Source organism: Nocardiopsis akebiae (genome assembly GCF_018316795.1).
In the GTDB taxonomy this organism is placed as follows: Bacteria; Actinomycetota; Actinomycetes; order Streptosporangiales; family Streptosporangiaceae; genus Nocardiopsis; species Nocardiopsis dassonvillei.
In genome coordinates this window covers 411,758-422,100 of record NZ_CP074132.1, presented here as the reverse complement: position 1 = coordinate 422,100, position 10,343 = coordinate 411,758, and the positions used below count along the sequence as shown (strand labels likewise).

Annotated in this window: 10 protein-coding genes; 4 read left to right on the top strand and 6 right to left on the bottom strand. The window is 72.3% G+C overall.

The features are described 5' to 3' along the window. Positions 1 to 6: 6 nt before the first annotated feature. Both KGD83_RS01905 and KGD83_RS01900 read left to right on the top strand, forming a co-directional pair. Positions 7 to 381 carry a hypothetical protein gene (locus KGD83_RS01905; RefSeq protein WP_212642244.1) on the top strand — a complete coding sequence of 125 codons (375 nt, stop codon included), beginning with the start codon at positions 7 to 9 and terminating at the stop codon, positions 379 to 381. Between the two features lie 60 nt (positions 382 to 441). Continuing rightward, on the top strand, positions 442 to 939 hold the full coding sequence (locus tag KGD83_RS01900) for a hypothetical protein (protein WP_212642243.1): 498 nt from the start codon (positions 442 to 444) through the stop codon (positions 937 to 939). 110 nt (positions 940 to 1,049) lie between these two features. Here the strand turns inward: KGD83_RS01900 and KGD83_RS01895 are convergent, their stop codons facing one another. Beyond that, a complete protein-coding gene (locus KGD83_RS01895) occupies positions 1,050 to 1,751 on the bottom strand; it encodes a GntR family transcriptional regulator (RefSeq protein ID WP_212642242.1) in 702 nt (233 codons plus the stop codon). 115 nt (positions 1,752 to 1,866) lie between these two features. Here KGD83_RS01895 and KGD83_RS01890 point away from each other — a divergent pair, with 115 nt between their 5' ends. Together KGD83_RS01890 and KGD83_RS01885 are read left to right on the top strand one after the other, a co-directional pair. After that, entirely contained in the window at positions 1,867 to 3,033 is a 1,167-nt protein-coding gene (locus KGD83_RS01890) for an enolase C-terminal domain-like protein (RefSeq protein ID WP_212642241.1), read from the top strand. A 262-nt stretch (positions 3,034 to 3,295) separates the two neighbouring features. Further along, positions 3,296 to 4,969: an SLC13 family permease gene (locus tag KGD83_RS01885; RefSeq protein WP_212642240.1), complete on the top strand. Its 1,674-nt coding sequence runs from the start codon at positions 3,296 to 3,298 to the stop codon at positions 4,967 to 4,969. Between the two features lie 228 nt (positions 4,970 to 5,197). On the opposite strand, the gene KGD83_RS01880 is transcribed toward KGD83_RS01885, so the two are convergent. The 5 genes from KGD83_RS01880 to KGD83_RS01860 all read right to left on the bottom strand — a co-directional run bounded on the left by KGD83_RS01880 (position 5,198) and on the right by KGD83_RS01860 (position 10,340). Next, a complete protein-coding gene (locus KGD83_RS01880; protein ID WP_212642239.1) occupies positions 5,198 to 5,857 on the bottom strand; it encodes a response regulator in 660 nt (219 codons plus the stop codon). Then, a complete protein-coding gene (locus KGD83_RS01875; RefSeq protein WP_212642238.1) occupies positions 5,854 to 7,011 on the bottom strand; it encodes a sensor histidine kinase in 1,158 nt (385 codons plus the stop codon). Before KGD83_RS01875 ends, KGD83_RS01880 begins: the two co-directional genes overlap by 4 nt. Then, positions 7,008 to 7,844 carry a type II CAAX endopeptidase family protein gene (locus KGD83_RS01870; protein WP_212642237.1) on the bottom strand — a complete coding sequence of 279 codons (837 nt, stop codon included), beginning with the start codon at positions 7,842 to 7,844 and terminating at the stop codon, positions 7,008 to 7,010. The genes KGD83_RS01875 and KGD83_RS01870 overlap by 4 nt, the downstream gene beginning before the upstream one ends. 326 nt (positions 7,845 to 8,170) lie before the next feature. Then, complete coding sequence (locus KGD83_RS01865; protein WP_212642236.1) at positions 8,171 to 8,995, bottom strand: SDR family NAD(P)-dependent oxidoreductase; 825 nt, start codon at positions 8,993 to 8,995, stop codon at positions 8,171 to 8,173. 22 nt (positions 8,996 to 9,017) lie between these two features. Further along, positions 9,018 to 10,340, bottom strand: a complete 1,323-nt coding sequence (locus KGD83_RS01860) for an MFS transporter (protein ID WP_212642235.1) — start codon at positions 10,338 to 10,340, stop codon at positions 9,018 to 9,020. Between the last annotated feature and the right edge of the window lie 3 nt (positions 10,341 to 10,343).

The window sequence follows — 10,343 nt, the reverse complement described above, 5'->3', positions numbered from 1 at the left end:
GGAGGGATGACCGACGAGGAGCGGGCCGCGCGGGACGAGTTCCGCCCCGAGTTCACGGGCGCCGAGCCCCGGTTCGCCGCCGACACCGACGGGCCGGTGCTGCACGTCCCCGTGCTGCGGGAGGACGGGAGCGCGCTGGGCCGCCTCTGGGCTTCGCGGGACGGGACCGCCGCGGGGTTCCTGCCCGTGCCCGGCCCGGCGGGGCTGAACGCCAAGGGCGCCTGGGTGCGCCGCCTGATCCTGGCCCGGGCCCAGGGGCTGGACGCCCTCGGCGCGCTGGCACGCTGGACCGGGGCCCCTCAGGACGACCGGGCCGGGGCGGTCCCGCCGGGGAGCGTGCCCGAGCACGCCGACCGACCGGACGGGATCCCTCCCCCCTGACCCGGGCAGGACACCCGGTACCGCAGTGGCAGTTGGAGACGAGAGGAAGTGGGGACGGCCATGGACGGTGGGCGCTCACCCGAGGACGGGTACCGAACGGACCGGGGCGGGGCGGAGCCCGACCCGTACCGCGGGACCGACGGCGCCGGGGATCCGGCGCGTGCGCCGGGCGCGGGGCAGGGGGCGTTCGACCGGTGGAGCGACGAGGCGCTGTCCCCCGTACTGGTCGGCCGCTCCTACGCCCCGACCACCGCGGGCCCCGTGGTGTACCTCCCCGTGCACCGGGACGGCGGCCTCATCGGGTACCTGTGGGCCTCCGAGACCGAGGAGGCCAGCGACTTCCAGCCCCTCCTGCCGCCCGACACGGCGGGCAACACCGCCCGAGGCTGGTGGACGATGGAGCACGTGCGCCTGCGCGGCGAGGGGCTGACCGCGCTGGAGGCGCTCCGGTCCTGCGCCGGGAGGGTCGACGACCCCCAGGGGGGACGGGTGGACGCCGACGCCCCCGAGTCCCGTGCCGCGAGCCTGGAGGAACTGCGCGCCCTGGCCCGCGGCTGAGACGCGGGACCCCGGCCGCGCGGTCCGGCCGCCCGGGCCGCTGGACCGCGCGGGCGTCGGCGGGGCGCGGAGTTCCGTTGCGCGGTCGTGGGGCCGGCGCTCCGGCGGTCTCAGACCGAGCGCTCGGCGATGGGGTGGTAGGCGCGCTGCCTGCCTTCCAGGGTGTCCGTGACCACGGCTCCGAGGCTGTTGCGGATGTGGGAGCGCACCAGTCCGGCCGCGGCGGCGCCGTCGCCGACGACCACGAGTTCCAGGATCTCGTGGTGCTGGTTGAGGTCGAGGGTGCGCGGCTCGGCGCCCGCGGGCAGCTCCAGGCCGATCCGCCGGTACCGGTCGGCCTTGTCCCACAGGTCGTCCAGGAGCCTGGTCATCACGCTGTTGTGCGATGCGGCGTAGATCGCTTGGTGGAAAGCCCGGTGCGCCGTGATGGCCTCCTCACCCCAGGTGCGGGTGACCGGCAGGAGCCGGTCGGCGGCCTCCCTCATCGCGGCGATGTCGCGTTCGGTGCGTCGCAGTGCGGCGAGCTCCGTGGCGGAGGGCTCCAGCGAGAAGCGGGCCTCCAGCAGCTCGCGCGCCTCGGAGGCGCTCATGGGCGCCACGCGCACGTCCCGGTGGGTGTCCATCACGACCCAGTCCTCGCTGGCCAGCCGCCTGACGGCCTCGCGCAGGGGCGTGATGCTCATCCCCATCTCCTCCGCCAGTTCGTACTGCGACAGGCGTGAGCCCGGGGCGAGCTCACCGGAGGTGATGCGGCGGCGCAGCTCCGTGTAGGCCAGCCCGCCCTTGCTGGAGAAGACGTTCGCCCCGGTCATCGTGACCTCTCTCACCAAAATCCCGCTCACGGTCTTGTGACCCCCGTCTCGGCCAGTATAGGCTCCGCATAACTTATAAGTGACTTATAAGATCAAGTTCGGCAGGAAGAGACCCATGCGAATCGTTTCCGCCCACGTCGGCACCATCCCCATCAGCTCGTCGATGCGCAACGCGTACATCGACTTCAGCAAGATGGACTGCACGATCCTGGCGCTGGTCAGCGACGTGGTGGTCGACGGCGAACCCCTGGTGGGCTACGGCTTCAACTCCAACGGCCGGTACAACGCCACGGCCATCCTGAACGAGCGGATGCTGCCGCGGCTGCGCGAGGCCGCCCCGGAGGAACTGCTGGACGGGAACGGCGAACTCTCGCCCGCCGGGGCGTGGGACGTCATGATGCGCAACGAGAAGCCGGGCGGGCACGGCGAACGCTCCGTCGCCGTCGGCGTGGTGGACATGGCGCTGCACGACCTCGCCGCCAAGGCCGCGGGTGTGCCGCTGTACCGGTGGATCTCCGACCACTACGGCGACGGCGAGCCGGACGAGGACGTCTTCGTCTACGCCGCCGGAGGCTACTACGCGCCCGGCAAGACACTGGAGGACCTCCAGGACGAGATGCGGGGCTTCCTCGACGCCGGGTACGAGGTCGTCAAGATGAAGATCGGCGGCGCCGACCTGGCCGAGGACCTCAGGCGCATCGAGGCGGTCATCGACGTCCTGGGCGGTGACGGGTCCCGGCTGATGGTGGACGTCAACGGCAAGTTCGACCTGCGGACCGCGCTGGAGTACGGCCGGGCCATCGACCGGTACGGCCTCTTCTGGTACGAGGAGGTCGGCGACCCGCTGGACTACGCCCTGAACGCGACGCTGTCGGAGGACTACCGCAACCCCATCGCGACCGGTGAGAACCTGTTCTCCCTCCAGGACGCGCGGAACCTGATCCGCTACGGCGGGATGCGCCCGGACCGCGACTTCGTCCAGATCGACCCGGCGCTGAGCTACGGGCTGACGGAGTACCGCCGGGTCCTGGACATGCTCGCCCGGCACGGCTGGTCCTCCCGCCGGTGCGTCCCGCACGGCGGGCACCAGTTCTCGCTGCACATCGCCGCCGCCCTCAAGCTCGGCGGCAACGAGTCCTACCCAGGGGAGTTCCAGCCCACGGGCGGCTTCGCCGACGACGCGGTGGTCACCCGCGGGCGTGTGGCGCCGGGCGACCTCCCGGGCATCGGGCTCGAAGGCAAGGCGGAGTTCCACGAGGTCCTGCGGGGCCTGCACGGCTGACCGCCCGGGAAGGGCGGCTCCCGCGACGGTCGCGGACACGGGAGCCGCCGCCCCCGCGCACGACCGCTCCCAGGCGGCGTGAACGGCCGTCCGGGCCACGGGCGCCGCCGACGGAGCCGGTGCCACGACCGGCGACGGTCCCCTGTTTCCCGCGCGGAGTCCCCACGGCCCCGTTCCCCCGGCCGACGCCGACCCGCGTACCCCCCGAACCGGTCCCCCGCCGCGCTCCGCGCCGAGCGAGGGGCCAGAAGAAGGTGCAGTGATGGCAACCTCTTACCCGTACTCCCTGTGGGAGGGCCTGTGGGCGTCGCACAGGGACGTCAAAGGGCTCCTGACGTTCTCCGGACGCGGGAGGTCGCGACGGGCCGAGCCGGCGGCCTCCGTCGGCGGGCCCGCCGCCGCCCATGACGGCCCCGGAGCCGCGGAACCGGGCGCCGAGTCCGGCGGGCCCGGCCCCGGCTACACGCCCGCGCGCGTCACCGGGCTGGTGCTCGGTCCGCTGCTGTTCGTGCTGACGCTCGTGTTCTTCGAACCCGAGGGGCTCTCCTCGGCGGGACGTGCGGTCCTCGCCACCACCCTCTGGGTCGCGACCTGGTGGATCACCGAGGCGATACCCATCCCGGCCACGTCCCTGCTCCCGGTCGCGCTCCTGCCGCTGACCGGCGCGCTGGAGGGCGACGCCGTGGTCGCGGCGTACGGCAACGACATCATCTTCCTGTTCCTGGGAGGGTTCTCGCTCGCGATCGCGATGGAGAAGTGGAACCTCCACCAGCGCATCGCCCTCTCGATCGTCGCGGCGATCGGCACGAGTCCGCGCCGCATCGTCCTCGGCTTCATGGTCGCGACGGGCTTCCTGTCGATGTGGGTCTCCAACACGGCCGCCACGATGATGATGATCCCCGTCGGCCTGGCGGTCGTGTACCAGGCCTCCCGTTCGCTGCGGGGCGGGGAGTTCGCCGACGACCTGCCCAGGTTCGAGAAGTCCGTGGTCTTCGGCATCGGCTACGCGGCCACCATCGGCGGCCTCGGCACGCTCATCGGGACACCGCCGCTGGCCGTCCTCTCGGCGACCGCGGGGGAGCTCTTCGGCGAGAGCGTCTCGTTCGGCGGGTGGATGCTCTTCGGGGTCCCGATCGCCGTCGTCCTCCTCGCGCTCGCGTGGTTCTACCTGACGGGCGTCAAGCTCAGGGTCCGCTTCAAGCAGCTTCCCGGCGGCAGGGAGATCATCCGGGAGGAGAGGAGGTCCCTCGGCCGGATGTCCACCGAGGAGAAGCTCGTACTCGGCGTCTTCCTCGGCACGGCGTTCATGTGGGTGACCCGGTCGTTCCTGTGGGAGGGCCTCCTTCCGGGGATCAGCGACGGGGTCATCGCGATCGTCGCCACCGTGGTCCTGTTCACGCTGCCGACCCGCGGCGCCGGGGAGCCGAGGATCCTCCGGTGGGAGGACTCCAAGAAGATCCCCTGGGGGATCCTCCTGCTGTTCGGCGGCGGGCTGGCCATCGCCGCGGGGTTCGTGGACACCGGCCTCTCCGCGTGGATCGGCGAGCAGCTGCGCGTACTCGACGGGGTCGACGTCATCCTGACCGTCGTCATCGCCACCGCGCTCGTGCTGTTCCTGACGGAGATCACCTCGAACGCCGCGACGGCGACGATGATCCTCCCGGTCATGGCGGCCCTCGCGGTCTCCCTGAACATCCACCCGTACGCGCTGATGGTCCCCTGCGCGATGGCCGCGAACTGCGCGTTCATGCTCCCGGTGGGCACCCCTCCGAACGCGATCATGTTCGGCACCGGCAGGGTGACGATCATGGAGATGGTCAGGAGCGGGTTCTGGCTGAACCTCATCGCCCTCGCCCTCGTGGTCGCGGGGACGCTGTTCCTGCTTCCGGCGCTGTGGGGGATCGACCTGATGACCCTTCCCTCCGCGTTCCGGTGAGCGGTGCGTCCGGTTCCGGTGGAGCAGCTCGGTGGCACGGGCGTGCGCCGCCACCGCCGGGTCGGGGTCCTCCGCCGCCGCCCTGGAGAGGGCGGCGGCGACGCGGGTGTTCTCCGGGGTCGTGTGGGCCGTGTTGATCGGAACCACCTCATGCACCCGAGTGAAGACCCTGCCACCGTGTCAAGGTCGGGCCCGTGCCCGGCGAACGGCGTGCGGCCGGCGCGGGGGTCAGGTCACCAGTCCCTGCCGGTAGGCGTAGACCACGGCCTGGACGCGGTCGCGCAGGTCGAGTTTGGTGAGGATGCGCGAGACGAAGGTCTTCACGGTCTCCTGGCTGATGAACAGGCTCGCGGCGATCTCGCCGTTGGACAGGCCGTCGGCGATCAGGCGCAGGACCTCCAGCTCGCGCGGGGTCAGCCGGGCGTCGGCCGCGGCGGCGTCGGGGGGCCGGATCCGGGCGGCGTACCTGCCCACCAGCTGCCGAGTGACCTCGGGGTCCAGCAGCGCCGCGCCGGTGGACACGGTGCGGATGCCGTGCAGGAGCTGGGCCGGGGGCGCGTCCTTGAGCAGGAACCCGCTGGCGCCCGCGCGCAGCGCCTCGTAGACGTACTCGTCGAGGTTGAACGTCGTGACCACCAGGACCTTGACGGGGCGGTCCACCCCGGCCCCGGCCAGGCGCCGGGTGGCCTCGATGCCGTCGAGCACGGGCATGCGCACGTCCATGACCACCACGTCGGGGCGCAGCCGCTCGGCGAGTTCGACGGCGGCCGCGCCGTCCCCGCACTCACCGGCGACCTCCAGGTCGGGCTGCGCGTCGATGATGGTGACGAGGCCGGTGCGGATCAGTACCTGGTCGTCGCAGACCAGGACCCGGATCGGCGCGCTCATGCCCGGTCGCCCGCCGGAGCGTGCGCGGGGATGCGGGCGTGGACGGCGAAGCCCCCGCCCTCGCGCGGGCCCGCGGTGAAGTCGCCGCCCAGGACCTCGACGCGTTCGCGCAGACCGACCAGGCCGCGACCGCTTCCGCCCGGGGAGACGCCCGGGGGCCCGGCGTGGTCGGTGCTGACGTTCACGGTGATCTCCTCGGGGCGGTGGCGCACCCGCACGGTGGTGGGGCTGCCGTGCGCGTACTTGAGGGCGTTGGTCAGGGCCTCCCGCACGACGCGGTGCGCGACGAGGTCGGCGCTGCCCCGAGAGGAGGCCGGGGTGCCCTCCTCGCTGAACTCCACCGGCTGCCCGGCACGGCGCGTCTGCTCGACCACGGTGAGCAGCCCTTCGTCGGACGCGGGGACGGAGTGGTCGGGGTTGAGCAGGTCGAGCAGGTGTCGCAGGTCGGTGATGGCCCGCCTGCCGGTGTCGGTGACCGCGGTCAGGGTCTGGTCGAGCCGGTCGGGCGCGGAGGTCAGGTAGCGCGCCGACTCGGCCTGCACGACCATCGCGGTCACGTGGTGGGTCACGACGTCGTGGAGTTCGCGGGCGATGCGGGTGCGCTCTGCGGTGCGGGTGGCCTCGGCGACGAGGCGGCGGCGTTCGGCCTCGGCGATGCGGGTGGAGCGCAGCCACGCCCCGACGCCCCAGGCCAGGGCCAGCGCCCCGTAGAAGGTCACGTACCCGGCCGGGGTCTCGCCCGTCCCGAGCCGGTCCACCCCGACCGACAGCACCACGTAGGCGGCCGAGGCCACGAGCACGGTGGTGCGCCGGTACCGGTGGACGTGGGCGCCGGCGCTCACCAGCGCGATGGGCAGCGCGGTGCCCGCGAACAGGTGGTAACCGTTGAGCTGGTCGAGGGCGAAGCCGCCCGCCACCAGGACCAGGGACGGGATCGGCCAGCGCCGCCGCCCGGCCAGGGGGAGGGACTGGAGGGCGACCGCGACCAGCCCCAGGGCGTCGAGGGGGCGGTCGGCCACCCCGCCGAACTCGGTCCCCTGCCCGTGCAGTGACGGGATGAGCGAGGCGGTCAGTAGCAGCAGCCCCAGGGGCAGGTCCCGGAGGGTGACGTCGAGTCGCCGCCACAGTTCGGGGAGCCGCCGGAGACTGGTCACTGGGGAAGTGTAGTGGTGGCGGCGAGACGCTCGCCGCGCCGGAGGACGGGGACGATCCGGTCGCGTCGGCGGGCGATCCACATGAGGACCACGGTGACGATGACGCAGAACACCACGGAGTACATGCTGCCTTCGGGGCCGAAGTCGCCGCCGGTGATGATCGTGGGGCCCGAGATGGTGACGTCCAGCAGCCCCTGGGGGGTGTCGCTGCCCGAGACCGCGGTGCTGAAGACGGCGGATCCGGCGATGTTCCAGCCGAAGTGCAGGCCGATGGGCAGCCACAGGCTGCGGGTGGCGATGTAGGCGGCGGTGAGCATGCCGCCGGCCTCGATGGCGATGGCGATGGCGCCCCACAGGGTGGCGTGCGGGTTGATCAGGTGCACCAGGCCGAAGGCCAGGCCGGTCAGTGCGAGGGCGATCCAGCTGCCGGTGCGCTCCTCGATGATGCGGAACAGCACGCCGCGCCACATCAGCTCCTCGGTCACCGCGACGGCGGCCATGAAGCCCACCAGTCCCAGGGCGCTCATCGGAGAGCCCAGGCCGTTGACCTGGTAGCCGCCGAGGAAGACGATGTTGACGATGACCAGGGCGAACAGCCCGACGCCGAGGAGGGTGCCCCAACTGGTGGAGGAGACGGCGCCCTTCCAGGCCAGTTCGGTCACGGTGCGGCGCTCGGTGCGGCGCACCACCCACCGGTAGACGAACACCGAGGCCACGGCGACCAGGAGGCCCAGGACCAGGGCGATCCAGGGGGTGTCCTGGAACGCCATGACTCCCTGTGCACCGATGAAGGCGACCGCGGCGACGGCCAGGAGCTGCCAGACAAGTCTCATCGGAATTCCTTCGTAGGGGGTTTCGCGTCTGGCCAGAAAGCTACTGAAGGCGGTGGTGCGCGGTCGTCACCCTGGAGTGGACACCTGCGCGTAGCTCGCACGGGGGACACGGGGGCGCGGGGCGGGCCTTCGCCGGTCCCCTCCGGTGCGCGGCCCGCGCCCGTCCGCGGCGGTCGGCGGCCTCCCGGAGGCGGTAGCGGGGCGAGTCCCGGTAGACGGCGGGCCCGTCCCCCGGAGGAGCCGGGGGTTCCGGAGTCCCCGCGCGCCGGGGAACCGGGGAGGCGCACCTGGACGGTGGGCGCCTCCCCGGAGCCGTGCCCGGACACTCAGACGGGCCCCTCCCGCAGGCCCGAGGTGATCCGGTGGTAGAGGCCGCCGGAGGTCAGGCCGCCGTCGACGACCAGTTCGGCCCCCGTCACGTACCGGGAGGCCTCCGACAGCAGGAACAGCACGACGTCGGCGACCTCCCCGGGTTCGGCCACCCGGCCCGCGGGCACCGAGCGCAGGCTCTCATCGACGAAGTCGTCGGTCCCCGAGCGCAGCAGCGGGGTGTCCACCAGCCCGGGGTGCAGGGAGTTCACCCGCACTCCCCAGGGCGCGAACTCCAGCGCGCCCACCTTGCTCAGGCCGCGCACGCCCCACTTGCTCGCGCCGTAGGAGGCGGAGAAGTAGCCGGTCATCCCGGCGATGGAGGACACGTTGACCACCGAGGCCGACCCCGACTCGCGCAGCAGCGGTGCCATGGACCGCATGCCGTAGAACACGCTGGACAGGTTGACGTCGAGCACGCGGCGCCAGTCCTCGTCGGTCGTGTCGGCGATCCCGAAGCGGTGGCTGACCCCGGCGTTGTTGACCAGCCCGTCCAGGCGTCCGCCGTCCTCGCCCGCGATCCGGTCGCGCAGGCGCGTCCAGTCGTCCGGGTCGGCGGCGTCCAGGCGGGCGAACCGGGCCGTCGCGCCCAGCTCACCTATCTCCCGGGCCGTGTCCTCGCCCCGCTCCGCGTCCAGGTCCGCCACCCAGACCCGGGCGCCCTCGCGTCCCAGTGCCAGGGCCTCGGCCCTGCCCATGCCGCCCGCGGCGCCCGTCACCAGGACGACTCGCCCGGCCAGTCCGTGTCCGGTCCCGCCGCTCGTCGCGTCCGCTGTCCGCACGTCCCTCCTCCTCTCAGTCGATTCAGTCGATGGGCAGTTCGGTGCCGCGCGTCTCGGTGACGAAAAGGACGGTCACCAGGGTCACCAGGGCGGTGAGGACGAAGTAGCCCGCGGGCGCCAGCGGCTGGCCGGTGGCGCTGATCAGCCAGGTCGCGACGAAGGGCGCGGTGCCGCCCAGGAAGGTGTTGGTGACGTTGTTGCCGAGCGCGATCCCGCTGTAGCGGGTGGAGGCGCTCAGCATCTCGGCGTAGGTGACGAACGAGGCGCCGTTGACGACCGAGACGCACACGAACAGCACCGTCTGGCCCACGATGGCGGCCCAGGCCGGACCGGCGGACATCATCATGAACATCGGGAAGCCCAGGAGCGCGGCCCCGACGCTGCCGATGAGGATGACCTTCCTGCGGCCGATGGTGTCGGCCAGGTAGCCCGAGAGCGGCAGGGTGGCGGCGCCGACGACCATGGCGACCGAGGTCGAGGCGAAGGCCAGCTGGGCGGAGTGCCCGGCGGTGGTCTGGAGGTAGGTGGCCGCGTACACGGAGACGATGTAGTAGCCGCCGGTGATCACCGCGCCCAGGCCGATGATCTTCAGCACGGACCGCCAGTTGGTGACCAGCAGGGTCCGGATCGGCATGCGCTCGGTCTCGCCCTTGTCCTCCAGCTGCTTGAACTGCGGGGTGTCGTCCAGGTGGCTGCGGATGTAGAGGCCGATGACGCCGATGGGCAGGCTGAGCAGGAACGGCAGGCGCCACGCCCAGTCCAGCATCTGCTGCTCGGTGAAGGCCGTGGTGAAGGCGAGTGCCACCAGCGAGGCGAACAGCGAGCCGAAGTAGGTCCCCGAGTTGACCAGGGAGGTCTGGGTGGCCCGCCAGCGCGCCGGGGCGGACTCGGCCACGAAGGCGTTGGCGCCGCCGAGTTCGCCGCCCGCCGCGAAGCCCTGGACGCAGCGGCACAGGACCAGCAGGACGGTCGCCCACACGCCGAGGGTGTAGTAGTTGGGCAGCACTCCGATGGCGGCGGTGGCCAGGACCATCAGCAGGATGGTCCAGGACAGGGCCCGCTTGCGCCCGTAGCGGTCCCCGATGTGGCCGAAGAGGATGCCGCCGGGCACGCGCATGAAGAACGCGACGGCGAAGGCCGCGAACGTGCCCAGCAGGGCCGCCGTCGGGTCCTCCGAGACGAAGAAGAGCATCGCCACGAACGTGGCCATGTAGCCGTAGATGCCGAAGTCGTAGTACTCGACGACGGTGCCGATGACCGCCGCGCGGATGACCTTCATCCGCGACTGGAAGCCCGCCTCCGGCGCCGGTGCTGGTCCGGACGCCGACTGCTGGTGGAGTGACATGCT

Coding starts and splice junctions, on each gene's coding strand:
- KGD83_RS01890 (WP_212642241.1), top strand. CDS start 1,867: ATGCGAATCGTTTCCGCCCACGTCGGCACCATCCCCATCAGCTCGTCG.
- KGD83_RS01895 (WP_212642242.1), bottom strand. CDS start 1,751: ATGACCGGGGCGAACGTCTTCTCCAGCAAGGGCGGGCTGGCCTACACG.
- KGD83_RS01880 (WP_212642239.1), bottom strand. CDS start 5,857: ATGAGCGCGCCGATCCGGGTCCTGGTCTGCGACGACCAGGTACTGATC.
- KGD83_RS01900 (WP_212642243.1), top strand. CDS start 442: ATGGACGGTGGGCGCTCACCCGAGGACGGGTACCGAACGGACCGGGGC.
- KGD83_RS01860 (WP_212642235.1), bottom strand. CDS start 10,340: ATGTCACTCCACCAGCAGTCGGCGTCCGGACCAGCACCGGCGCCGGAG.
- KGD83_RS01870 (WP_212642237.1), bottom strand. CDS start 7,844: ATGAGACTTGTCTGGCAGCTCCTGGCCGTCGCCGCGGTCGCCTTCATC.
- KGD83_RS01905 (WP_212642244.1), top strand. CDS start 7: ATGACCGACGAGGAGCGGGCCGCGCGGGACGAGTTCCGCCCCGAGTTC.
- KGD83_RS01885 (WP_212642240.1), top strand. CDS start 3,296: ATGGCAACCTCTTACCCGTACTCCCTGTGGGAGGGCCTGTGGGCGTCG.